The sequence below is a fragment of the Devosia sp. genome, from assembly GCF_014860165.1.
Lineage (GTDB): Bacteria > Pseudomonadota > Alphaproteobacteria > Rhizobiales > Devosiaceae > Devosia.
The window spans coordinates 1-21,672 of sequence record NZ_JACZKG010000048.1 but is presented as its reverse complement, the minus strand read 5'-3'; the positions used below and the strand labels follow the sequence as shown (position 1 = coordinate 21,672).

Here is a 21,672-nt window from a genome sequence, read left to right as displayed (position 1 = left end):
TGGGGTTTTGGGCAGGTTCGGGCCAGGTACGCTGTGTCGCAAGCGCAGCTGCCGGGTTTCCCCTGCCTGGACCAGGCGACCCCGATCCACCCATCTCCCCGCCCGATGCTTCGTCGGCACCGCGTGAGCGGCGGGAATGGGGTGATATTCGCATGGGGCATTGGGGGCGGGGATAAGTTTTTTGCCGGGGCCCGTCACGGGACGTTCGGCCCGGCCACGATGTCATTCCGGCGCAGGCCGGAATGACACCGTGGGTGTTGAAGGTCCTGTGCCGCCATGCTTGTCTTGGCCCATGGGGAAGGTCTTCATCGTCTACATCATGGCGAGCATGAAGGGCGGCACGCTCTATACCGGAGTGACCGGCAATCCGGCCGGCCGCATCTGGCAGCACAAGACCCACGCCGATCCCAAGAGCTTCACCGCCCGCTACAAGGTCGAGCGGCTCGTCTGGTACGAGGTGCATGAAACCGCAATGTCAGCCATCCAGCGCGAAAAGCGCATCAAGGATTGGCAGCGGGGGTGGAAGGTCCAGCTGATCGCGGAAAGGAACCCGACCTGGCGGGACCTGTCGCATGAGCTGGGGCCTTAGGCGGCCGACGGCCCCCGATGTCACCCCAACCGCGATGTCATTCCGGCGCAGGCCGGAATCCATGCGGTGACCGCCCCACGCGCTGGATGTCGCGGGGAACCACGGACATGGATTCCGGCCTGCGCCGGAATGACCCGGTGAATGTGGAGGCGTCCAGCGCGAAAAGCGCATCAAGGACTGGCAGCGCGCGTGGAAGGACCGGCTGATCGAGGAAAGGAACCCGACCTGGCGGGACCTGTCGCATGAGCTGGGGCCTTAGGCGGCTGACGGCCCCCGACGTCACCCCACCCGCGGCGTCATTCCGGCGCAGGCCGGAATCCATGCGGCGACCACCCCACACGCTGGATGTCGCGGCGAACCACGGACATGGATTCCGGCCTGCGCCGGAATGACACCGGTGATTAACTCAGAAGAGCATCGCCAGATTGCCCAGCGTAACCCGCATAGCGATCGGCCTAACTCGCACTATTGCGAATGACACGGCGGTGTCGTCGGAGCCAAGATAAGGTCCAAGTCGCGCGCCTAATGAAAGCACTGCATCGTCATCCTCCATCAGGCAGTAGTAGCGGCCCCCCGGCGATAGCTTATGGGACATCTCTCCCTGCCCATTGGGGACTCGCAGAGCGTCAATTATTCGCTTTACCCGATTGTCTAGATCACCCGCCGAGATTACGGCCTTTCGGACGGGCATCCCCGTCAAAAGGGTAATATCGAGATCGACACCAACTCCAACGTCCCGGCCATATAGTGGAACAAACGTTTGACCTGACACTGCTCTCGTGAACTTCGGGGCTCCCGCTGCGAAAGCCGTATCTTCCCACTCCTTCAACGTTTCAAACGGCGCCTTGCCCCAGACTTTTTCTAGTTGCGCGCTAAACGAACGCCGCATGGTCCAGGTCACGTCAAGGTCGCCTCGTTGAGCAGGAATGCGGCCTTCAAAAGTCAGGGTGATTTCCAACACTAATCCAACCACATGGGGCAACTGAGGGGGATCATGGCGCGGTGCCAGCCCCTAAACAAGCACCGCCTCCAGCGCTCCCCTGTTCCGCCCCATCCACGCCGCGCTTCGCGCCCGCCAGGCCATCGCCCATAGCGCTTCCACCGGCCCGGTGCTGTCAGGCGTGAGCCCCGCCTGCACCGCCTCATTGGCCGCATCCGCTATGGCCAGTTCGATCATTGTTGGGACCAGCCGCGCGCGTCCCTCCGCCGGCAGGCCGTAGCCGTCGACAATGTAGCGGAGCCTTTTGGCCCGGCTCGCCAATGGTGGCAGGCCGATGCGGAGTTGCAGGTCGTCGTCGAAGAGGTGGGCGTTGAGCCAGCAGAGTTGGGCGAGTTCCACCAGCGGATCGACCGGGCCGGCCTGTTCCCAATCGATGAAGCCGACGGGCTGGTGATCACGCGCGATGATGTTCCAGTCGCCCAGGTCGCCATGGCCGATGATGCGCTTGCCCGTGCCGAGGTCGCGGCCGAACCAGGGGCGCCAGGTGGCGTCAACGGGGGGCACGAAGCTCGCGCTGGCGCGGTGGAAGGCGGCGAGCATCTGGCCGAGGTTGAACATGGCTTCGTCCGGCCAGGGGCCGGGATGGAGCGAGACGCCGTGGACGAAGCTCAGGGTTTCGCGGCCCTCTTCGTCAAAGCCTGACCCGACCACGCGGGGCGCGCCCGAGAAGCCTTCGGCCTCCAGATGCCGGAGCAGGGCATGGACGGAGCTGGCCCAGGGGCCGGTCTCTCTGTGGACGACATCGCCGATGCGGGAGACGGCGGTGCGGCCGCCGCCGGCGAGGGGGATTTCCTCTGGCATGCGCCGCCCCCCCCCTGCCCTCTAGCCGGCCAGCGCCTTTTTCCGCTCCAGCCGGGCCCTGATGCTTTCGACGCTGGATTTGGGCGTCGCGGCGAACAGCGTCTGCGTATAGGCATGGCGCGGATTGCCGAACACTTCGTCGCGCGTGCCGTGTTCGACCACGTCGCCGAAATACATCACCATCACCTCGTCGGCGATGTAGCGCACCACGCTCAGATCATGGCTGATGAAGACATAGGTCAGGCCGAACTCGTCCTGCAGATCCTTGAGCAGGTTGAGAATCTGCGCCTGCACCGACAGGTCCAGCGCCGAAACCGGCTCGTCGAGCACGAGGAAGCTCGGATTGAGCATCAGCGCCCGGGCGATGGCGATGCGCTGGCGCTGGCCGCCAGAGAACATGTGCGGATAGCGGTTGAAATGCTCGGGGCCCAGGCCAACCTTGAGCAGCATGGCCATGGCCTTGTCGCGCCGCTCGGCCGCCGACATGGAGGTGTTCAGCAGCAGCGGTTCGGCCAGCACGTCGCCGATCTTCTGGCGCGGATTGAGCGAGCCATAGGGGTTCTGGAAGACGATCTGCACCTTCTGGCGCAGTTCGCGCGTCACATGGGCGGCGCTGGCGGGGATGCCGTCGATCAGGATTTCGCCGGAAGTGGGCGGATCGATCAGCGTGATCATGCGGGCAAGCGTGGACTTGCCGCAGCCGCTTTCGCCCACCACGGCGAGGGTCTTGCCCTTTTCGAGCGTGAAGTTCACGCCCTTGACGGCATGGACCATCTTGGCCGGGCGCAGGAAGCCGCCACCGGTCACATAATCGCGGGTCAGGTTGCGGACCTGGAGAACGGGCGTGGTCATGGTCAGACTCCCGGCGCCGGTTCGAAGACGAAGTCGGACACGGTGGGCAGGCGATCGCCCACCGCATTTTCCGGCAGCGCCGAGAGCAGCGCCCGCGTGTAGTTCGATTTTGGGTTCTCGAAGAGGGAGAGCACGTCGGCCTCCTCCATCTTGCGGCCCTTATATTGCACGATGACGCGGTCGGCCGTTTCGGCGACCACGCCCATATCATGGGTGATCATGATCAGCCCCATGCCATGCTCGGCCTGCAGGCCCACCAGGAGATCGAGGATCTGCTTCTGGATGGTGACGTCGAGCGCGGTGGTCGGCTCGTCGGCGATCAGGAGCTTGGGGTTGCAGGCAATGGCCATGGCGATCATCACGCGCTGGCATTGGCCGCCGCTCATCTGGTGGGGATAGGCGCCCAGCCGGTCGGCTCCGTCCTTGATGCCGACCAGAGCCAGCAGTTCCACCGCCCGGTCGCGGGCGGCGCGGCCGCGCAGGCCCATATGGCGCTCGAGCACTTCCTCGATCTGGAAGCCCACGGTGAAGCAGGGATTGAGGCTCGCCACCGGCTCCTGGAAGATCATGGCAATGTCCTTGCCGATGATGCGCCGCTTCTCATGCGCCGTCATGGCGAGGAGGTCGAGGCCCTCGAACTCCATCTTGTCGGCGGTGACAGTCGCGGTGCGGGGCAAGAGGCCCATCACGGCCAGCATGGCGACGGATTTGCCGGAGCCGGATTCCCCGACAATGGCCAGCACTTCGCGCGCTTCCACCGACACATCGATGCCGTCGACGGCCTTGAAGAGGCCGATGGAGGTATCGAAGGAGACAGTGAGATTCTTGATTTCAAGCAGAGCCATTGGGGTCAGCTCCTCTTGAGCTTGGGGTCGAGCGCGTCGCGCAACCCGTCGCCGATCAGGTTGATGGCGAGCACGGTGATGAGGATGGCGAGGCCCGGAAAGGTCACGATCCAGGGGGCGCTGGAAATGAATTCACGGCCCTTGGCCAGCATGGTGCCCCATTCGGGGGTCGGGGGCTGGGCGCCCATGCCGAGGAAGCCCAGGGCCGCGGCATCCAGAATGGCGTTGGAGAAGGACAGCGTGGCCTGGACGATCAGCGGCCCCAGGCAATTGGGCAGGATGGTAATGCCCATCAGGCGGAGATGGCCGGCGCCGGCCATCTTGGCGGAGGTCACATATTCGCGGTTCTTCTCGGCCATGACCGAGGCGCGCACCAGGCGGGCGAAATGCGGCTGCAGCACCAGGGCAATTGCCAGCATGGCGTTGACGAGGCCCGGCCCCAGAATGGCCACCAGCACCAGAGCGAGCAGCAGGGAGGGGAAGGCCAGGATGATATCCATGACGCGCATGATGGCGACATCGACCCAGCCGCGGAAATAGCCGGCGAGCAGGCCCAGGATGATGCCGACCGTGGCGGCAATGCTCACCACCACAAGGCCGATGGTCAGCGAATAGCGCGCGCCGTGGATGAGGCGCGACAGGATATCGCGACCCACTTCGTCCGTGCCCAGGAAGAAGCGGGGGTCGCCGCCATTGGTCCAGGCGGGCGGCAGCTTGTCGAAGCCGCGGAACTGCTGTTCGGGAACGTAAGGCGCGATCCAGGGCGCGAAGAGCGCCAGCACGATGAAGATGGCCACGACGGCGAGGCCGATGACAGCCCCGCGATTCATCGAGAAATAGTGCCAGAATTCGGCAAAGGCGGCGCCGCGTGCGCTCTTGGGACCGGAAGCGGCTGGCTTGGAAATGTCTGTCATCATCGCACCCGGATGCGCGGATTGATGACCGCGTAGAGAAGGTCGACGATCAGGTTGACCGCCATGATGATCAGCGCGATCAGCAGCAGCCCGCTCTGGACCACCGGATAATCGCGCTTGAGGATGGATTCGATCATCCACTTGCCGATGCCCGGCCAGGAGAAGATCGTCTCGGTGAGGATGGCGCCGGCCATCAGCGCGCCGACCTGGAGGCCGATGGTGGTCACCACCGGGATGAGCGCATTGCGCAGGGCATGGACATTGATGACGCGCCGGGGCGACAGGCCCTTGGCGCGGGCGGTGCGCACATAGTCGTCGCCCAGCACTTCGAGCATGGCCGAGCGGGTCTGGCGGGCGATGACTGCCAGGGGAATGGTGGCGAGGACCACCGTGGGCAGGATCAAGTGGCGCAAGGCCGAGACGAAGGCCGGCCAGTTGCCATAGAGCAGGCTGTCGATGGTCATGAAGCCGGTAATCGGCCGCAGGAAGAAGTTGAGGGCGATGCGGCCCGAAACCGGGGTCCAGCCCAGATAGCTGGAAAAGAACATGATCAGCAGCAGGCCCCACCAGAAGATGGGCATGGAATAGCCGGTCAGCGCCAAGCCCATGGTGCCCTGGTCGAGCCAGGAGCCGCGCCTGACCGCCGCCAGCACGCCGGCCGGGATACCGACCAGGGTGGCCAGGAGGATGGCGCAGAGGGCCAGTTCGACCGTTGCCGGGAACAGGATCATGAATTCGTTGAGCACGGGGCGCTTGGTGCCCAGGGACACGCCGAAGTCGCCTGTCAGGACCGAGCCCAGGTAATTGAGATATTGCTGCCAGATCGGCAGGTTGTAGCCGAAGGCTTCCTTGAGAATTTCGTAGCGCTCGGGCGTCACGCCATGCTCGCCGGCCATGGCGAGGATGGGGTCACCCGGCAGCAGCCGGACAAAGGCAAAGGCGCAGATCGAAATGCCGATCACGGTCGGAACGATCAGCAGCAGCCTGCGGAAAATGTAGGAAATCATGAGCTTCTTCTTGAGTGGAAGCGCCGGGCCTGGGGCCCGGCGCTTCCGGAGCTAGTTATTCGGTGACGTCGACATTGTCGAAGACGTGGTCACCCAGCGGGCTCTGAACGAAGCCAGTGACGCGCTTGTTCATCGGCACGAAGACCTTGGAGTGAGCCAGGGTCAGAGCCGGCTCTTCAGCCTTGAAGATCACCTGCGCCTGCTCGTAGAGAGCGGTACGCTCTGCCGGGTCGGCAGTGACCTTGGCCTTCTGGATCAGGTCCTCGAACTCTTCGTTGCACCAGAACGAGTAGTTCGACACGCCGATAGCCGAGCAGGAGAACAGGGTGGCGAAGAAGTTGTCCGGATCACCATTGTCGCCGGTCCAGCCGATCTGGAACGGACCCTTGCGACCCTCGGCCTTGCCGCGCTCGCGATATTCGGTCCATTCGTAGGTTACGATATTGGCGGTGACGCCGATCGCGGCCCAGTCAGCCTGGATCATTTCGGCAACGCGCTGGGCGTTGGGGTTGTAGGGACGCGACACGGGCATGGCCCAGAGGTCGGTGGTCAGTTCGGTGACACCGGCTTCGGCCAACAGGGCCTTGGCGCCTTCGACGTCATAGGTGTCGTCGGCAACGGTGTTGTTATAGGACCACATGGTGGGCGGGATCAGGTTCTTGGCGACCTGGCCGGCACCCTGGTAGACGGCGTCGACGATGGCCTGCTTGTCGATGGCCATGGAAAGCGCCTTGCGGACCTTCACGTTGTCGAACGGCGCCTCGGTGACGTTGTAGGACATGTAGCCGATATTGAGGCCTTCCTGCTCGAGCACAGTCAGGTTCTCATTGGCCTGCAGCATCGGCACGTCGGCCGGGGCCGGGTACGGGATGATGTCGCATTCGCCGGCGATCAGCTTCTGCGCACGCACCGACTGGTCGGGCGTGATGGCAAAGATCAGGTCGTCGATAGCCGGCTTGCCGCCAAAATACTCTTCGTTGGCAGCGTAGCGGATGACCGAGTCGAGCTGGTAATCGACGAACTTGAAGGGACCAGTGCCGACCGGCTGGGTCGACAGCAGTTCGGGCGTGCCGGCAGCGGTGAGCTGGTCGGCATATTCCTTGGAAACGATCGAGCCGAAGGGCATTGCCAGGTTGGCAACCATGGGCGCGTTGGGCTCGGAGAGCACGAACTTGACGGTCAGGTCGTCGACCTTGACGATTTCCTTGACGTAACGCGGCATGTCCATGCCCTGGTAGTAGTCCCAGGTCAGGTTGGCCAGGTAAGCGAAGTACGGATTGTCTTCCTTGTACTGGCGCTCGAACGAGAAGATCACGTCATCGGCGTTGAAATCGCGCGTCGGCGTGAAATAGGGCTGGGTGTGGAACTTGACGCCAGCACGCAGCTTGAATGTGATCTCGAGACCGTCAGGGGAAACTTCCCAGCTCTCGGCCAGGCCGGGCTCGACGTCGGTGCTGCCAGGAACGAAGGCAGCAAGGCCGTCATACATGGTGTGCGCGGACGCGTCGAAGTCGTTACCGCCGGTGGTCGGACCGGGATCGAAATGGGCAGGCGAGGCTTCCGAGCAAAATACGAGCTGCTTGGCCTGCGCGGCGCCAGCGGCGAGCGCCAGGATGGCGGTTGCCGCCAGCAGGCTTTTCATCAATTTCATGATTGTTGTCTCCCGATATTTATGCGCATCCGGCTTGCCAACCGGAGCTTGGGCGCCAACAAAGCCTAGAATCCAAGGGAGCGCAAGCAGACAGTTTGACCATTTGGTCAATATGATGACAGCCGAAACGTCCTTCCACAGGATTGGACGATATTGGAATGAACCGTTCGGCTGCCATGTCGTGGCTTGACCTGGCCATGGCGCTGGTGATCCATGGGGATATGAGCTTATCCATTGCCACTGTCAGCCTGCTCGTCGCCGACTATGACGACGCCATCACGTTCTATTGCGACACGCTCGGCTTCGATCTTGTCGCCGATACCGAAATGGGCGGCGGCAAGCGCTGGGTCGTGGTGGCCCCGCCGGGACGCTCGGGCGCGCAATTGCTGCTGGCCCGGGCCGATGGCGAGGCCCAGCGCGCCGCCATCGGCAACCAGGGCGGCGGGCGGGTGATGTTCTTCCTCAATACCTCGCATTTCGAGCGCGACCACGCCGCCATGATTGCGCGTGGCGTCAAGTTCATCGAGGCGCCGCGCCACGAAGCCTATGGCTCGGTCGCCGTGTTCGAGGACCTTTACGGAAACAAATGGGACCTCATCCAGCCCAAGGCCTGATGCTGCTGACCCTGCTCTGCGCGCCTGTCGCGGCGCAGGAGCCCGGCTGGCATTATTCACCGCTATCGGGGGAGGGCGACCGGGCCACGCTGGGTTGCGCGCTCGGTTCGACACCCGATGCCTATGCCTGCATCGCCGTGCGTTGCGAGGACGATTATTCGACCGGGGTGCACATCCATACCAGCCGGCCCGAAGGCGATGCCGGGCGCTGGGCCATCACCATCGACAAGGAAACGCGCTCCTTCGAGGCCGTGGCCGCAGATCCCTATGGGGCGCGGCTGGTGGGCGACTATTCCTGGGTGCTCGACAATCTCGCCCATGGCGCGGTGGCCTATCTCGAGCCGGAAGATGGGTCGGACATGCCGGCCAATCATATTGCGCTGGATGGCTCGCTCTATGCCATCAATGCTGCCCTGGCGTTCTGCGCGCCGCGTGTTCCCGTCGAACCGAAGGCGGGCACGGGCGTTTAGGGAGCGAACCACAACGGAGAAAACACATGGACCGCCGCCCGCTCGGACGCAGTGAGATCGTCATCGAACCCCTGGTCTTGGGCGGCAACGTCTTTGGCTGGACGGTGGACGAGAAGACGGGCTTTGCCATTCTCGACGCCTTCGTCGAGGAGGGTTTCACGGCCATCGACACCGCCGAGGGCTATCCCAACTGGGTGCCCGGCAATCCCCCCGGCATGAGCGAAACCATCATCGGCAAGTGGATGAAGGCGCGGGGCAATCGCGAGGCGGTCCATATCCTGACCAAGGTCAACTCGGCCAACAAGCCGGGCGGCCTTCGGGCGGACAAGGTCGCGGCCGGGTTCGATGCTTCGCTCAAGCGCCTGCAGACCGATTATGTAGACGTCTATTTCAGCCATTGGCCCGACCCGGAAACCAGCCACGAGGAAACGCTGGGCGCCTATGAGCCGATGGTACGGGCCGGCAAGGTGCGGGCGGTGGGCGCATCGAACTACACCGCCGACATGGTCAAGGCGGCACACGAGGTCTCGGTCATCAAGTCGCTGCCGCGCTACGAGGTGCTGCAGCCGCGTTTCAACCTCTATGACCGGGCCGAGTTCGACGCCCTGCGCGATACGCTGATCGAAAACGAGATGGGCGCCGTGGTCTATTACAGCCTCGCCTCGGGTTTCCTCACCGGCAAGTATCGGTCCAAGGCCGATTTCGGCAAATCGCCGCGCGGCGGCGGCATCGAGCGATATCTCGACCAGAAAGGCACCAGCATTCTTGCGGCATTGGACAAGGTTGCCGCGGCCAATGACGCGACGCCAGCCGAAGTGTCGCTCGCCTGGCTCGTGGCCCAGCCGGGCGTCACGGCACCCATTGCCTCGGCGACATCGGTGGAGCAGGTCAATAGCCTCGCCAAGGGCGTGCGGCTGAAGCTGAGCGACGCGGATCTGCAGGTGCTGACGGAGGCGGGGGCGTAGGCCTATCCGGCGTTTCAGTCGACGCCCCTGGGCCGGACACGAGGATTCTTCAGCAGGATCGCTTTGGCTCCCTCACCACCGTCATTGCTCGGCTTGTCCGGGCAATCCATCTCGCCACTCGGGCATGGATCACCCGGACAAGCCGGGTGATGACCAAGAATTGGTGGCGGTCAGGCCCGGCCTACCACTCGAATGCCGGGCCGTTTTCACGCGCGCCCATCAGGAAGACGTCGCTCATCAGCCGCAGCGGCGCGGCGTCGACATCGCTTTCGTGGCGATCGAGCAGGGTGGCGAAGTGTTCGTACATGGCGGCATATTCGCCGTCGCCATGGCTGAGCACCAGTTGATCATTGACGGTCAGCGAACGGCCACCGCCTTCGAGCTTGAGGATGTCGCCAGTGCCGGTCTCGATCCGGAGCGTCCAGATCTCGCCGCTCTCCTCCAGCCAGTTGAAGCCGGCCGACAGCTTTGGCTGATGCAATTGCCCGGACTTGAAGACGATCTCGACATCAACAGGGGTCTGCCGGTTGGCGGGGAAGGTCAGCTTGGCGCGTTCCACGAAGACCGGGAAGGGCATGATCTTGGTGAAGATCGAGAAGGCGTTGATGCCAGGGTCGCAGACGCCGAAACCGCCGGGCTCCCAGACCCAGTCCTGGCCCGGATGCCACTTGCGCACGCTTTCGCGCCAGTCGATGCGCACCGAGCGCACGCCCTCCTTGGCCAGGATCGCCTTGGTGCGGTCGACGGCCGGATTCCATTGGCTGTGCCAGGTCTGGTAGAGCACCCGATCGAGCCGCCTGGCATGGGCGATCAGGTCGTCGAGTTCGGAAATGGTCGTGGTGGGCGGCTTTTCCATCATCACGTCCTTGCCGGCGTCGAGCGCCTCGCGGACATATTGGTGGCGGATGCCTGGTGGCGTGCAGATGGAGACCAGCGACACATCGGGCATGGCGGCATAGAGCTCGGCGGGCGTGCGGAAGGCCGGCAGGCCATTGTGGCTCAGCCCGCGCGTCGAGACGGTCGCCGCCAGTTCGAAATCATCGGATGCGTCGATGACCGGCAGGTGCTGGTCCTGCGCGATCTTGCCCACGCCGATGACGGCGATCCTGCGTTTGGCCATGAGGCGGCTCCTTTTTGCTGCCGGCTATAGAGCAGAGCGGCCAAAATCTGCCAAGCGGATTTGTATGATTATTTTGAAGCGTGTCTCTCCTCTCGCCCTCCCACGGGCGTTCCCTCGGACTTGATCCGAGGGCCTTTCGACGCCTTGTGCATGTTGAGAGTGGCCCTCGGGTCAAGCCCGAGGGAACGCAGTGGTCGCGGGGAGGAAGAACCTACCGCACCAGGATCGCCCGGAAGTCGTTGACATTGGTCCCGGTCGGCCCGGTCACCAGCAGGTCGCCGATGGCATTGAAGGCGCCCCAGGCGTCGTTGCCTGCCAGCGCCGCCAGCGGATCGATGCCGGCCTTGCGCAGCCGGGTGGCGGTGGTGCCGTCGGCGAAGGCGCCGGCATTGTCCTCGGAGCCATCGATGCCGTCGGTATCGGCCGCCAAGGCAGAGATATTGTCGACCCCGTCGATGGCGATGGCCAGGGCCAGCAGGAATTCGGCATTGCGCCCGCCCCTGCCGCCCTTGCCGCGCAGCGTCACCGTGGTCTCGCCGCCCGAGAGCAGCACGACGGGCTTGCTGAATGGCCGGTTGCGCTGGGCGATTTCCCGCGCCATGGCCGCATGCACCAGCGCCACGTCGCGCGATTCCCCCTCCATGGAATCGGAGAGGATGGCCGCTTGGACGCCCTGCCGGCGCGCCAGCTCGGCCGCTGCCTCCAGCGACAGGGCCGCAGAGGCGATGGTGCGCACGCTGTTGCGCGCAAAGACCGGGTCGCCGGGCTCGGGCGCCGGGTTGTCGTCGCCGGCCAATAGCGCATGGGCATGGGGCGGCAGTTCCAGCCGGTAGAGATTGGCATATTTGCGCGCCAGGGCGCGGGAGCCTGATAGCGGAATGGTCGGGCCCGAGGCCACCAGAGCCGAGTCGTCGCCCGGCACGTCGGACACGACCAGCGTCGCCACGCGCGCCGGGGCGCAATGGGCGGCGAGGCGGCCGCCCTTGATGGTCGAGAACTGGTTGCGGATGAGGTTCATCACCGAAATCGGCGCCCCCGAGGCCAGCAGAGCGCGGTTGATGGCCTGCTCGTCGTCGAGGGTCAGGCCCGGCGCCGGAGCGGGCAGCAAGGCCGAGCCGCCGCCCGAGATCAGCGCCACCACCAGGTCATTGGGCCCCAGGCCCGATACCGCCTCCATGATGCGCCGCGCCGCGAGGAACCCGGCCTCGTCGGGCACGGGATGGGCGGCCTCGACAATCTCGATCCGCTCGCAGGGCTCGGCATAGCCATAGCGGGTCACCACCAGACCCTTGAGCGGGCCCGGCCAGGCCTGCTCGAAGGCCCGCGCCATCTGCGCCGAGGCCTTGCCGGCGCCGATGACCACCGTGCGGCCGGTGGGCGGATCGGGCAGGTGGCGGCGTACGGCCAGCGCCGGCTGCGCCTGGGCCACGGCCTGGCGGAACATCTGTTCGAGCAGCGCGCGGTCCAAAGGTTCCTCCCGGCTTGCGATTCGCTGCGGGCAAGGGTAGCCACCATTGGACCGGCTGGACAGTTGTCAAACAGCCGACACAGATTGCGCATAGCCGCTGGGGCAAGGAGTTCCGATGACCGAACGATTCGCGATCTATTTTGCCCCCGCCGCCACCAGCAACCTGTGGGAGCGGGCCGCCACCTGGCTGGGCCGTGATGCCGCCGATGGCGACCTGTTCGACGGCCCGGTCGCCGGCATCGACCGCGCCCGCCTGCTCAACCTCACCCAGTCGGCCAACCGCTACGGCTTTCACGCCACGCTCAAGGCGCCGATGGTGCTGGCCGAGGACACCGACGAAGCCGAGTTGCGCGCCGCCCTGACCGCGTTCGCCGCCCGTCACCGGCCGATCGACCTGGGCAAGCTCAAGCTCGCCTCGCTGCAGGGTTTCCTCGCCTTGATGGTGGATGGCGAGAACGAGGCGCTGCGGGATTTCGCCGCCCATGTGGTGGAGGATTTCGACCCGTTCCGCGCGCCCATGACCGTCAAGGACCGTGCGGCGCGGGCCGGCAAGGGCCTGAGCGAACGCCAGATCGAGCTGCTTGACGCCTATGGCTATCCCTATGTGTTCGAGGAATTCCGTTTTCACATGACGCTGACCGACCGGTTGAGCGAGGCCGATGCCGCCGAGGTCACCGCCGCTGCCAACACGTGGTTCGCGCCAGTCCTAGAAGAGCCGGTCATCCTCGACCGGCTGTCGCTGTTCCACGAATATGAGGCCGGCAAGCCGTTCCGCCGCGCCGGCGATTTCAAGCTGGGGGGCGCGAGCTGATGGCCGCGGCGAGCTTCCGCAATGCGCGCCTCGTCTTGGCCGACGAGGTGGTCGAGGGCAGCGTCGCGGTCGATGACGGGGTCATCACCGCCCTCGATGCCGGCGCCGCGCAGACCGGTGAGGACATCGAGGGGGATTACCTGATCCCGGGCCTGGTCGAACTCCATACCGATCACCTCGAAAACCACTATCGCCCCCGCCCCGGCGTGTTCTGGGATGCGATGGCGTCGCTGCATGCCCATGACGTGCAGATTGCAGGCTCGGGCATTACCACCGTATTCGACGCGGTGCGGATCGGTTCCGACCTCGACATGCCGCAGATGCGCGAGCATGCGGGCCTGTTGATCGATGCCGTGCGCGCCGCGCGCCAGCAGGATTGGCTGCGGGCTGAGCATCTCATCCACCTGCGCTGCGAATTGCCCAGTGCCGATGTCATCGAGCATTTCGAGAGCTTCGTGGATCACCCGGAAACGCGGCTCATCTCGCTGATGGACCACACGCCCGGGCAGCGCCAGTTCACCTCGCTCGAAACCTACAAGCTGTTCTACAAAAAGCAGCTCGGCGTGACCCAGGACGAGGTCGAGCGCTACCTGGCCGCGGCCCTGGCCCAGCACGAGCGCTACTCCGCCCCCAACCGGCGCCACCTGGTGCAACGGTCGCGCGCTCTGCGACTGGCCATGGCCAGCCATGACGACGCGACGCTGGCCCATGTGGAGGAAGCGGTGGCCGATGGCGTCGCCATCGCGGAATTTCCCACCACGCTCGAGGCCGCCGCCGCCGCCCATGATGCGGGGCTCGCCATTTTGATGGGCGCGCCAAATGTGGTGCGCGGCAAGTCGCATTCAGGCAATATCTCGGCGACCGATCTGGTACGGGCGGGCCTGTTGGATATTCTGAGTTCAGATTACGTGCCGTTTGCGCCGCTCCAGGCCGCCTTTGCGCTGCCGCAGCGGGTGGAGGGCTTCGGGCTGCCGGCGGCCCTCGCCACCGTGACGCGCAACCCGGCACGCGCCGCCGGGCTCGACGATCGCGGCGAAATCGCCATCGGCAAGCGGGCCGACCTGGTACGCGTCAGGCTGGTGGGCGGCCTGCCCGTGGTGCGCGGCGTCTGGCGGCAAGGCATGAGGGTCAGCTGAGCCATGGCCCGTCCGCTCGGATCGCTGGTCCTGGTTGTCGGCCCCTCGGGCGTCGGCAAGGACACGCTGATCGCGGGAGCTCGCCATGCGCTCGAAAACGACAAGCGCTTCGTCTTCGTGCGGCGCCTGGTCACCCGCCCGACCGATGTCGAGATCGAGGATCACGACAGCCTCGACCCCGAAACCTTCCGGCAGATGGACGAGGCGGGGCGTTTTGCCCTGTCCTGGGACGCGCACAACCTGCGCTATGCGCTGCCGCTGAGCCTCGACACGGATCTGGCTTTGGGCAAGACCGTGGTCGCCAACGTCTCCCGCCATGTCGTCCCCGAGGCGGTCAAGCGTTATCCTGCCTGTGCCGTGGTGCTGATCACCGCCGAGATTTCCTGCCGGGCCGAACGGCTGGTGCGGCGTGGCCGCGAAAGCGGCGACCAGATCACCGCCCGCCTGGCGCGCGAAAGTGCGCCGGTTCCATCGGGCATCACCCCTATCGTCATCGACAATTCGGGGCTGCTGGCCATCGGCGTCACCGCCTTCGTGATGGCGCTGCGCACCATTGCCGCACAGGAATAGCGATCTGCCTTGAACCTGCAGCCTTCTGGCGCGTTGCTTGTTGCACAAGCGTCAGGAGTTCACATGAGTCGCAACGGGCTTTACGCCATGATCGCCATTCTGATGGCCGCGATCATCGGCTTTGGCATCTATACCTATCAGCAGCAGGCGCGCCCCGGCATCGAGGTGCGCATCGACGAGCAGGGAGTGTCGATCGATGGAAATGGCTGACCAGACCGACCGGCGGCAGGCCATTGCGACGGCGATTTCGGCTGAACTGGAACGGCAGGCCCTGGCCGGCGCCGGGCGCGTCGATGTCGAGGCGCTGGCCACCGCCATCGACGAGGCGCTCGATCCGGTCGCGCCAGCCAGCGAAGGCAAGCGACCGGACGAACTCAATGCCACCAATGACGACTGAGCGGGGACAGGCAAATCGGCAGCGATAGTTATACGCTGATCGGCCTTGGCGTCGGCGCCATTGTCGTGGTGTGGCTGGTCTTCTCGGTGCTCAAGAAGGTGATCGGCCTGGCCGTGCTGGCGGCCGTCGTCGTCGCCGCCTTCGTGCTCTGGCAAAATCCGGCGATGCTGCAGAGCCTGATCGGCTGGGTGCAGGGCGTGTTTTGATTGCCGAGGCGGCAGCCGCGCAGGGCGCGGCCGCCAGTCAGGCCGCGGCGTCGCCCTTGCGGACGGCCTGAGACACGGCGAAATGTGCCTTTTCGACGGTTTCGAACTGCTGCCCGTCGATGGCAAAGGCCGGCAGCTTGACGGCGAGGAAGCGGTAGCCATCGGCGTGCGGCACCACGACGCCCAGCGGTTCACCGGCGACTTCTATGACGATTGGTCTATGGGCCTGGGCCCGGTCGAGACTGCGTTCCTGCATGGGTGGATGCTCCACTTGCGCATTGCACAGGTCAGGAAACTGGTGAGCATGGAAGCTTGCACCATCCTGTCCGGCAACGCTGGGGTTCTATCGGAAGACTGAGACGAAGGCGTGACAGAGGTCACATTCGTTTCGGGTGACAGATCCCTTGCCAGCGTTTGGACGCTTGGAGGCCGGTGCGTACGAGGGAACAACCGGCATGGATGGTGAAGGCATTCGATGGGGTCATCTTCATTCCTTTCCTGCTGGTTGAACGACGCAAGCATCGTCAAGTGCCGATGCGTGAGGGCAAGATAGGAGCGTTTCGCCGCAAATGCCAGAGGGCAGCGCGCCAGAGAATGCAGATTTTCGGAAAAAGACTGCTCGACTTTAGGCGCAGATCAGAAATCTGATCACAAATGTCATGTTTGTTATGCGCGGCGCAAACGCCTCCATCTTGATTCCCGGCGCTTGAACTGAGCCGGACAATCTGGTGTTGTCCGCGTTCAACAAAGCGTCACCGTGGCAACGAACCGCGGCCGAGGGGTGTATCACGTGTCCGAAGACGACCTGCCGCAGGCTGCCGGCAAGGGCAAGCGCGGCGTCAAGCCATCCGGCAAACCGACGCTCAAGACCATCGCGCAGATGACGGGCTTTGCCGTCACCACGATTTCGCGCGCCCTCAACAATGCGCCCGAGCTGGCACAGGAAACGCGCGACCGGGTGCAGAAGATCGCGGCCGAGATCGGCTACCTGCCCGACCGCGCCGCCCTGCGCCTCAAGACAGGCCGCACCAATGTCATCGCGCTGGTGCTCGAGCCCGACGAGCAGATCTATGGCTTTGGCTCCTCCATCGTCACCGGCCTCACCGAGGCGGTGCGCAACACCGCCTATCACATCGTCATCACGCCGTTGTTCCGCAATGTGGATCCGATCGAGCCGATCAAGCATATCGTGCGCAACCGCATGGCCGATGGCGTCATCTTCTCGAAGGCCGAGAGCTTTGACGAGCGTATCCGCTTCCTGATCGACAATGAATTCCCCTTTGCCAGCCACGGCCGCACCAAATGGCCCGAGCCGCATCCCTGGGTGGATTTCGACAACGAGGCCTATGCCTATGGTGCGGTCAAGCGCCTGGTGCAGAAGGGATGCAAATCCGTCTCGATCATCCTGCCGGAGAGCGCCCTTACCTATACCGACCATCTCAAGGCCGGCATGGCCCGGGCGGCCGGGGAAGCGGGCATCACCCACGAATTCGCCACCGACGTGACGCTGCACAGCCAGACCGACGCCATCCGCAACTATGTCAGCAAGCGCTCAAAGCGCCCCGACGGGCCCGATGGCTGGGTCTGTGCCTCGGAAGTATCGGCCCTCGCCGTGATCGGCGCGCTCAACGAGAGCGGCAAGATCGTGGGCAAGAATGTGCATGTGGTTTCCAAGCAGTCCTCGGCCATGTTCGCGCAGTTCCAGCCGGGTGCCGAAACCGTGCATGAGGATTTCGTCGATGCCGGCCGGCACCTAGGTGCCCTGCTGCTCCGCCGCATCGCCGGCGAGGCGCCCGAGGAGCTGCACTATCTGGCCAAGCCCAGGTTCGACTGGGAAGATTAACGGCGGGGTGCGCTCTCGGAGCGCCGCGGCGGCGCCCCCCCTGCGTTATTGCCCGGCTTGTCCGGGCAATCCATCACCGGACGTCGAAACGTAACCCTTCACGCTCCCAGCATGCGGGCAGATGGATCACCGGGACAAGCCCGGTGATGACGATGGTGGGAAGACCTGCCGCAAGCCCCAGCCCCCGTCATTGCCCGGCTTGTCCGGGCAATCCACCTTCAAGGGAAACGGCTCTCAGCCTTCCAGTTCTTCCCGCAGCAGCTCCATTTCCAGCCACTGCTCCTCGGCGGCGGCCAGCCGGGCTTCGGCGTCCATCAGTGCCTTGGACTTGGCGGCGAAGCCGGCCGGGTCGCGGGCGTAGAATTTGGGATCGGCCAGCGCGGCGTTGATGGCCTTGATCTCGTCTTCGAGCCCATTGATGGTCTTGGGCAGGGTTTCGAGCGCGTGCTTTTCCTTGAAGCTCATCTTGCGCTTTGGCGCGGCCGAGGTCGCTGCCGTGGTCTGCGCCAGGCTGGTCTTGCCGGCACGATGCGCCTTGGGCGCCGGCTCGCGGGCGGTGACGCCCTCGCCGCGCTGGATCACCATGTCGGAATAGCCGCCGGCATATTCGGTCCACACGCCCTCGCCCTCGGCGATGATGACCGAGGTCGCCACCCGGTCGAGGAAGTCGCGATCGTGGCTGACCACGATGACAGTGCCGGCATAGTCGGACACCATCTCCTCGAGCAGGTCGAGCGTCTCGAGGTCGAGATCGTTGGTCGGCTCGTCCAGCACCAGGAAATTGGAGGGCAATGACAGGGCCCGTGCCAGCGCGACACGCGCGCGTTCGCCGCCAGAGAGCTTGCCGATCGGCGTATTGGCCTGTTCGGGTCCGAACAGGAAGTCCTTCATATAGCCCACCACATGCTTGGGCTGACCATTGATCTGCAGCGTATCGGAGCCACCGCCGGTCAGCGCCTCCTTGAGGCGCGTATCGGGATGCAGCTTGGCGCGGCCCTGGTCGAGCATGGCCAGTTCGAGTGCCGAGCCCAGCTTGATCTTGCCGCTATCGGGTTCGAGCAGGCCGGTCAGCATCTTGATCAGCGTGGTCTTGCCCGCGCCATTGGGACCGACAATGCCGATGCGGTCGCCGCGCAGCACGCGGGTCGAGAAGTCGCCGACGATGATGCGATCGCCATAGCGCTTGGAAATGTTCTCGGCCTCGACCACCAGGGCGCCCGAGGTGCGGCCTTCGGAAACCTGCATATTGACTGTGCCGGTGACGCGGCGCTGCTCGCGGCGGTCCTGCCGCAACCCGGCCAGCCGCTCCAGCCGGCCCACATTGCGCTTGCGCCGGGCGGTGACGCCATAGCGCAGCCAATGTTCCTCGCGCACGATCTGCCGATCGAGCTTGTGGCGGTCGCGCTCTTCTTCTTCCAGCACCTGGTCGCGCCAGGCCTCGAAGTGGGAAAAGCCCTTGTCGAGGCGGCGGGTGACGCCGCGGTCGAGCCAGACGGTGGCGCGGGTCAGATCGCCGAGGAAGCGCCGGTCGTGGCTGATCAGCACCATGGCCGAGCGCAGGCTATCGAGTTCGGCCTGCAGCCATTCGATGGCCGGCAGGTCGAGATGGTTGGTCGGCTCGTCCAGCAGCAGGATGTCGGGCCTAGGGGCCAGCACCCGCGCCAGAGCGGCGCGGCGGCCCTCGCCACCCGAGAGTTTTGTGGGGTCTTCGGCGCCGGTGAGGCCCAGCGAGCTCAGCAGATATTGCGCGCGGTATTCGTCATCGCCCGGCCCCAGGCCCGCTTCGACATAGGCCAAGGTCGTCGCATAGGCACTGAGGTCCGGCTCCTGCGGCAGGTAGCGCAGGGTGGCGCTCGGCTCGACGAAGCGCACCCCGCCATCATGGACCACATCGCCCGCGGCGATCTTGAGCAGGGTGGACTTGCCCGAGCCATTGCGCCCCACCAGCGCGATGCGCTGGCCGGGGGAGACGATGAGTTCGGCGCTTTCGAGCAGCGTCGTGCCACCGAAGGTCAAATGGATATTCTGAAGCGAAAGAAGGGGTGCTGCGGCCATGGGCCGGATAGAGCATAGAGCCCGGGCAAAGAAAAGGCCGGTCAGGACGTTGAGGATCCTGACCGGCCCGGGGAGACGGTAGCAGCAAGCCCCCGTCGTCTCGGCGCGGCGATGATCATCCAGCCCCTCGGACCGATCATTGCCGTTGCGATGACGGGAGAAAAGCACAGGTTAATATGAGTGTCAAACTCATATTTAGCGAGAGGACGCTTCTTCACCTCTCCCCCCAAAGGGAGAGGTAAGAAAGCTAGTGCGCCGGCTCCATCGCCGCTTCGAGCGCCGTCAGGCCGAGACGGTCGCGGATCGAGCGTTTCTTGCTGGCGAGGTCGGCAATGGTGTGGCTGGCCAGCACGTCGAAGAAGGCGCCCAGCGCCTCGCGCAGCGCGCCGTTGAGGTCGCATTCCCCGATCAGCGGGCAATCGGCGCCATCCTCGAAGCACTCGGCCAAGGCGAAGTTCTCCTCGGTGAGGCGGATGGTATCGAGCAGGGTGATGTCCTCGGCCTTCTTGCCCAGCTTGATGCCGCCGTGGCGGCCGCGCACTGTGGCCAGGAGGCCATTTTCCACCAGCGGCTTGATCAGCTTGAACAGGAACAGCTCGGAAATATTGTAGGCCCGGGCGATGTCGGCGACGCGGCTCAGGCCCGGCTCATTGACGGCGCAATAGACCAGGGTGCGGATCGCATAGTTGGATTGGCGCGTCAGTCTCACTTGGAACCTCGTTTGGGCGGAACTCGCACTGGTGGGGTACGCCCCGACTGCAGCCGATTCCAGCGTGTTTTTCGTCTTAGACTGCCTCGCAGCTTATAACCATTCTAAAATATGTCAACTTAACCTGAGCTATCTGTTCAGGTTTGGTCGGGCCGCGCCAAGCTGGACAGCGGGTTAAATTCCCCCTATGAATTTAAGGAGGGAGTAGCAGATTGACCACGACAATTACGCGAGCCATGCTCAGTGAGGCGGCGGCCCGACGCACCGGTTTGAGCAAGGCGGATACGGCAGCAATTGGCGAAGCCATGTTTGCGATGATGGGCGAGGCGCTGATGGCGGGGGAGAATGTCAAGCTCACCGCCTTCGGCTCGCTGCAGGTGCGGTCCCGCGCCGAGCGGCTGGGCCGCAATCCGCGCACCGGCACTGAACATCGCATTTCACCGCGGCAGACGGTGGTGTTCACGCCCAGCGCGCAGCTGCGCGAGGCGCTCGACCAGTCCAAGCCTGCTGTCTCAGCCGGGCAGGTCCGCCAGCCGGCGTGAAAAATAGCGCCGGTGGAGCGTGAGTTCAGCCGCGCCGACGGCTGGCGCCAGCGCGCCGCGATGGCCCGGCAGGACCTGGGGCGGCACATAGTTCGACGCCGGCAGGAGCCGTAATTCGGCCTGTAGCCGTTCGACCAGCTGCGCCAGGATCGCGGTGGGCAGGATGCTGTCGATGACCACCAGCCGGGTCTCGATCACAGTGGCGGTATTGAACACCACCTTGGCCAGCGCCCGGGCGCTGTCGGCCAGCCATTGCTCGAGCACCGGGCCGAAGCCGGCCCAGGCCCAGCCGGCCGGATCGTCGGTGCCGGTGTCGAAGCCGGCGCCGGCCAGCCGGGATCGCAGAGCGGCGACCGAGGCGATGAACTGGACCGACTGCAGCCGCCCCTGGGCGTCGCTCACCAGCATCGAACCCAGATTGGCCGAATTGCCGCTGGGGCCTTCCCAGAGCTGGCCCTCGCCGACAATGCCGGCGGCGATGAAATGGGAGATCAGGAAATACATGAAATCGGTCGGCCGGGGCCGGGGGAAGGCGACCAGCTCGGCCCAGCAGGCGGCATTTCCGTCGTTGAACAGACTGACGTCAAGGCCGGTGCGCCGCTGCAAGTCCGCCGCCAGGTCGAGCCGGCGCCACAGCTCGCGCTGCGCCTGGGAGCCCAGCAGCAGGCCGAGACTGTCGGCAATATTGGTGGGCAAGGCGATGCCGATATGGGTGAGACGCGTGCGCTGCGCCGCGCCCAGTGGCGCCAGCACCGCATCCACCATGGTGGAGATCACCCCGACGATGGTGGCGGCATCGGGATAGTCGTGATCGCGCCGCTGGCGCTGCAGCACCTCGCCATTGAGGTTGAGCAGCAACACATCCAGGTGCCGCCAGCCGATCTCGACGCCCACCGCAAAGGCGCCCTCGGGATGGAGGAAGATGGGAGTGGCGGGCTGGCCGCGACGGCCGCGCAGCACCTCGCCGCGCATGATCAGCCCGGCGCTGTCGAGATCGGTGAGGATGGCGGACACGGTCTGCGGCGCCAGGCCCGACTGGCGCGCAATATCGGCATTGGAGACGCCGGGATTGAAGGCGATGACCGTCAGCACCGCCCGCGCATTGAC

Annotated in this window: 25 protein-coding genes; 12 read left to right on the top strand and 13 right to left on the bottom strand. The window is 64.9% G+C overall.

The features are described from left to right. The first annotated feature begins 292 nt into the window (after positions 1 to 292). Positions 293 to 589: a GIY-YIG nuclease family protein gene (locus IH615_RS11715; protein WP_291362055.1), complete on the top strand. Its 297-nt coding sequence runs from the start codon at positions 293 to 295 to the stop codon at positions 587 to 589. 406 nt (positions 590 to 995) lie between these two features. Here IH615_RS11715 and IH615_RS11705 read toward each other — a convergent pair whose 3' ends face one another. The 7 genes from IH615_RS11705 to IH615_RS11675 are packed head-to-tail and all read right to left on the bottom strand — an operon-like array spanning position 996 to position 7,659. After that, positions 996 to 1,547: a hypothetical protein gene (locus IH615_RS11705; protein ID WP_291362054.1), complete on the bottom strand. Its 552-nt coding sequence runs from the start codon at positions 1,545 to 1,547 to the stop codon at positions 996 to 998. Between the two features lie 54 nt (positions 1,548 to 1,601). Then, positions 1,602 to 2,390 (bottom strand): aminoglycoside phosphotransferase family protein, encoded by a 789-nt coding sequence (locus tag IH615_RS11700; RefSeq protein WP_291362053.1) that lies wholly within the window; start codon positions 2,388 to 2,390, stop codon positions 1,602 to 1,604. 21 nt (positions 2,391 to 2,411) lie between these two features. Continuing rightward, entirely contained in the window at positions 2,412 to 3,242 is an 831-nt protein-coding gene (locus IH615_RS11695; protein WP_291362052.1) for a dipeptide ABC transporter ATP-binding protein, read from the bottom strand. A gap of 2 nt (positions 3,243 to 3,244) precedes the next feature. After that, the gene (locus IH615_RS11690) at positions 3,245 to 4,087 is read right to left on the bottom strand and encodes an ABC transporter ATP-binding protein (RefSeq protein ID WP_291362051.1); all 843 of its coding nucleotides are present in this window, start codon (positions 4,085 to 4,087) and stop codon (positions 3,245 to 3,247) included. A 5-nt stretch (positions 4,088 to 4,092) separates the two neighbouring features. Beyond that, complete coding sequence (locus tag IH615_RS11685) at positions 4,093 to 5,001, bottom strand: ABC transporter permease subunit (RefSeq protein WP_291362050.1); 909 nt, start codon at positions 4,999 to 5,001, stop codon at positions 4,093 to 4,095. Beyond that, on the bottom strand, positions 5,001 to 6,008 hold the full coding sequence (locus tag IH615_RS11680; protein ID WP_291362049.1) for an ABC transporter permease subunit: 1,008 nt from the start codon (positions 6,006 to 6,008) through the stop codon (positions 5,001 to 5,003). The genes IH615_RS11685 and IH615_RS11680 overlap by 1 nt, the downstream gene beginning before the upstream one ends. A gap of 55 nt (positions 6,009 to 6,063) precedes the next feature. Next, entirely contained in the window at positions 6,064 to 7,659 is a 1,596-nt protein-coding gene (locus tag IH615_RS11675; protein ID WP_291362048.1) for an ABC transporter substrate-binding protein, read from the bottom strand. Positions 7,660 to 7,880: 221 nt separating this feature from the next. On the opposite strand from IH615_RS11675, the gene IH615_RS11670 reads away from it, so the two are divergent. Genes IH615_RS11670 through IH615_RS11660 form a run of 3 tightly spaced genes read left to right on the top strand, consistent with a single transcriptional unit; the run spans position 7,881 to position 9,708 of the window. Then, a complete protein-coding gene (locus IH615_RS11670; RefSeq protein WP_291362057.1) occupies positions 7,881 to 8,273 on the top strand; it encodes a VOC family protein in 393 nt (130 codons plus the stop codon). Then, positions 8,246 to 8,743, top strand: a complete 498-nt coding sequence (locus IH615_RS11665) for a hypothetical protein (RefSeq protein WP_291362047.1) — start codon at positions 8,246 to 8,248, stop codon at positions 8,741 to 8,743. Before IH615_RS11670 ends, IH615_RS11665 begins: the two co-directional genes overlap by 28 nt. 26 nt (positions 8,744 to 8,769) lie before the next feature. Then, positions 8,770 to 9,708, top strand: a complete 939-nt coding sequence (locus tag IH615_RS11660; RefSeq protein ID WP_291362046.1) for an aldo/keto reductase — start codon at positions 8,770 to 8,772, stop codon at positions 9,706 to 9,708. A 181-nt stretch (positions 9,709 to 9,889) separates the two neighbouring features. On the opposite strand, the gene IH615_RS11655 is transcribed toward IH615_RS11660, so the two are convergent. Together IH615_RS11655 and IH615_RS11650 are read right to left on the bottom strand one after the other, a co-directional pair. Next, positions 9,890 to 10,828: a Gfo/Idh/MocA family oxidoreductase gene (locus IH615_RS11655; RefSeq protein WP_291362045.1), complete on the bottom strand. Its 939-nt coding sequence runs from the start codon at positions 10,826 to 10,828 to the stop codon at positions 9,890 to 9,892. A 211-nt stretch (positions 10,829 to 11,039) separates the two neighbouring features. Beyond that, positions 11,040 to 12,272: a glycerate kinase gene (locus IH615_RS11650; protein ID WP_291362056.1), complete on the bottom strand. Its 1,233-nt coding sequence runs from the start codon at positions 12,270 to 12,272 to the stop codon at positions 11,040 to 11,042. A gap of 139 nt (positions 12,273 to 12,411) precedes the next feature. Between IH615_RS11650 and IH615_RS11645 the strand changes: the two genes are divergently transcribed. The 6 genes from IH615_RS11645 to IH615_RS11620 all read left to right on the top strand — a co-directional run bounded on the left by IH615_RS11645 (position 12,412) and on the right by IH615_RS11620 (position 15,416). Beyond that, on the top strand, positions 12,412 to 13,107 hold the full coding sequence (locus IH615_RS11645; protein WP_291362044.1) for a DUF1045 domain-containing protein: 696 nt from the start codon (positions 12,412 to 12,414) through the stop codon (positions 13,105 to 13,107). After that, complete coding sequence (locus IH615_RS11640) at positions 13,107 to 14,243, top strand: alpha-D-ribose 1-methylphosphonate 5-triphosphate diphosphatase (RefSeq protein WP_291362043.1); 1,137 nt, start codon at positions 13,107 to 13,109, stop codon at positions 14,241 to 14,243. The genes IH615_RS11645 and IH615_RS11640 overlap by 1 nt, the downstream gene beginning before the upstream one ends. 3 nt (positions 14,244 to 14,246) lie before the next feature. Continuing rightward, entirely contained in the window at positions 14,247 to 14,813 is a 567-nt protein-coding gene (gene phnN, locus IH615_RS11635; RefSeq protein ID WP_291362042.1) for a phosphonate metabolism protein/1,5-bisphosphokinase (PRPP-forming) PhnN, read from the top strand. 63 nt (positions 14,814 to 14,876) lie between these two features. After that, on the top strand, positions 14,877 to 15,023 hold the full coding sequence (locus IH615_RS11630) for a hypothetical protein (RefSeq protein WP_291362041.1): 147 nt from the start codon (positions 14,877 to 14,879) through the stop codon (positions 15,021 to 15,023). Continuing rightward, positions 15,016 to 15,210 carry a hypothetical protein gene (locus IH615_RS11625; protein ID WP_291362040.1) on the top strand — a complete coding sequence of 65 codons (195 nt, stop codon included), beginning with the start codon at positions 15,016 to 15,018 and terminating at the stop codon, positions 15,208 to 15,210. Before IH615_RS11630 ends, IH615_RS11625 begins: the two co-directional genes overlap by 8 nt. Before the next feature lie 65 nt (positions 15,211 to 15,275). Beyond that, positions 15,276 to 15,416 carry a hypothetical protein gene (locus tag IH615_RS11620; RefSeq protein WP_291362039.1) on the top strand — a complete coding sequence of 47 codons (141 nt, stop codon included), beginning with the start codon at positions 15,276 to 15,278 and terminating at the stop codon, positions 15,414 to 15,416. 37 nt (positions 15,417 to 15,453) lie between these two features. On the opposite strand, the gene IH615_RS11615 is transcribed toward IH615_RS11620, so the two are convergent. Beyond that, on the bottom strand, positions 15,454 to 15,672 hold the full coding sequence (locus IH615_RS11615) for a hypothetical protein (protein ID WP_291362038.1): 219 nt from the start codon (positions 15,670 to 15,672) through the stop codon (positions 15,454 to 15,456). Between the two features lie 534 nt (positions 15,673 to 16,206). On the opposite strand from IH615_RS11615, the gene IH615_RS11610 reads away from it, so the two are divergent. Next, a complete protein-coding gene (locus IH615_RS11610) occupies positions 16,207 to 17,259 on the top strand; it encodes a LacI family transcriptional regulator (protein ID WP_291362037.1) in 1,053 nt (350 codons plus the stop codon). Positions 17,260 to 17,493: 234 nt separating this feature from the next. Here the strand turns inward: IH615_RS11610 and IH615_RS11605 are convergent, their stop codons facing one another. Together IH615_RS11605 and rirA are read right to left on the bottom strand one after the other, a co-directional pair. After that, on the bottom strand, positions 17,494 to 19,314 hold the full coding sequence (locus IH615_RS11605; protein WP_291362036.1) for an ATP-binding cassette domain-containing protein: 1,821 nt from the start codon (positions 19,312 to 19,314) through the stop codon (positions 17,494 to 17,496). A gap of 247 nt (positions 19,315 to 19,561) precedes the next feature. Next, complete coding sequence (rirA, locus tag IH615_RS11600; RefSeq protein WP_291362035.1) at positions 19,562 to 20,023, bottom strand: iron-responsive transcriptional regulator RirA; 462 nt, start codon at positions 20,021 to 20,023, stop codon at positions 19,562 to 19,564. Between the two features lie 212 nt (positions 20,024 to 20,235). On the opposite strand from rirA, the gene IH615_RS11595 reads away from it, so the two are divergent. Continuing rightward, positions 20,236 to 20,565: an integration host factor subunit alpha gene (locus IH615_RS11595; RefSeq protein WP_291362034.1), complete on the top strand. Its 330-nt coding sequence runs from the start codon at positions 20,236 to 20,238 to the stop codon at positions 20,563 to 20,565. Here the strand turns inward: IH615_RS11595 and IH615_RS11590 are convergent. After that, positions 20,536 to 21,672, bottom strand: a 1,137-nt coding sequence (locus IH615_RS11590) for an ROK family transcriptional regulator (RefSeq protein WP_291362033.1), incomplete at its 5' end; no start/stop codon positions are given. The genes IH615_RS11595 and IH615_RS11590 overlap by 30 nt on opposite strands.

Bases quoted from the DNA above. Each gene is read 5' to 3' on its own strand.
- IH615_RS11715 (WP_291362055.1), top strand. From the start codon at position 293: ATGGGGAAGGTCTTCATCGTCTACATCATGGCGAGCATGAAGGGCGGC.
- IH615_RS11700 (WP_291362053.1), bottom strand. From the start codon at position 2,390: ATGCCAGAGGAAATCCCCCTCGCCGGCGGCGGCCGCACCGCCGTCTCC.
- IH615_RS11695 (WP_291362052.1), bottom strand. From the start codon at position 3,242: ATGACCACGCCCGTTCTCCAGGTCCGCAACCTGACCCGCGATTATGTG.
- IH615_RS11690 (WP_291362051.1), bottom strand. From the start codon at position 4,087: ATGGCTCTGCTTGAAATCAAGAATCTCACTGTCTCCTTCGATACCTCC.
- IH615_RS11685 (WP_291362050.1), bottom strand. From the start codon at position 5,001: ATGACAGACATTTCCAAGCCAGCCGCTTCCGGTCCCAAGAGCGCACGC.
- IH615_RS11680 (WP_291362049.1), bottom strand. From the start codon at position 6,008: ATGATTTCCTACATTTTCCGCAGGCTGCTGCTGATCGTTCCGACCGTG.
- IH615_RS11675 (WP_291362048.1), bottom strand. From the start codon at position 7,659: ATGAAATTGATGAAAAGCCTGCTGGCGGCAACCGCCATCCTGGCGCTC.
- IH615_RS11670 (WP_291362057.1), top strand. From the start codon at position 7,881: ATGAGCTTATCCATTGCCACTGTCAGCCTGCTCGTCGCCGACTATGAC.
- IH615_RS11665 (WP_291362047.1), top strand. From the start codon at position 8,246: ATGGGACCTCATCCAGCCCAAGGCCTGATGCTGCTGACCCTGCTCTGC.
- IH615_RS11660 (WP_291362046.1), top strand. From the start codon at position 8,770: ATGGACCGCCGCCCGCTCGGACGCAGTGAGATCGTCATCGAACCCCTG.
- IH615_RS11655 (WP_291362045.1), bottom strand. From the start codon at position 10,828: ATGGCCAAACGCAGGATCGCCGTCATCGGCGTGGGCAAGATCGCGCAG.
- IH615_RS11650 (WP_291362056.1), bottom strand. From the start codon at position 12,272: ATGTTCCGCCAGGCCGTGGCCCAGGCGCAGCCGGCGCTGGCCGTACGC.
- IH615_RS11645 (WP_291362044.1), top strand. From the start codon at position 12,412: ATGACCGAACGATTCGCGATCTATTTTGCCCCCGCCGCCACCAGCAAC.
- IH615_RS11640 (WP_291362043.1), top strand. From the start codon at position 13,107: ATGGCCGCGGCGAGCTTCCGCAATGCGCGCCTCGTCTTGGCCGACGAG.
- phnN (WP_291362042.1), top strand. From the start codon at position 14,247: ATGGCCCGTCCGCTCGGATCGCTGGTCCTGGTTGTCGGCCCCTCGGGC.
- IH615_RS11630 (WP_291362041.1), top strand. From the start codon at position 14,877: ATGAGTCGCAACGGGCTTTACGCCATGATCGCCATTCTGATGGCCGCG.
- IH615_RS11625 (WP_291362040.1), top strand. From the start codon at position 15,016: ATGGCTGACCAGACCGACCGGCGGCAGGCCATTGCGACGGCGATTTCG.
- IH615_RS11615 (WP_291362038.1), bottom strand. From the start codon at position 15,672: ATGCAGGAACGCAGTCTCGACCGGGCCCAGGCCCATAGACCAATCGTC.
- IH615_RS11605 (WP_291362036.1), bottom strand. From the start codon at position 19,314: ATGGCCGCAGCACCCCTTCTTTCGCTTCAGAATATCCATTTGACCTTC.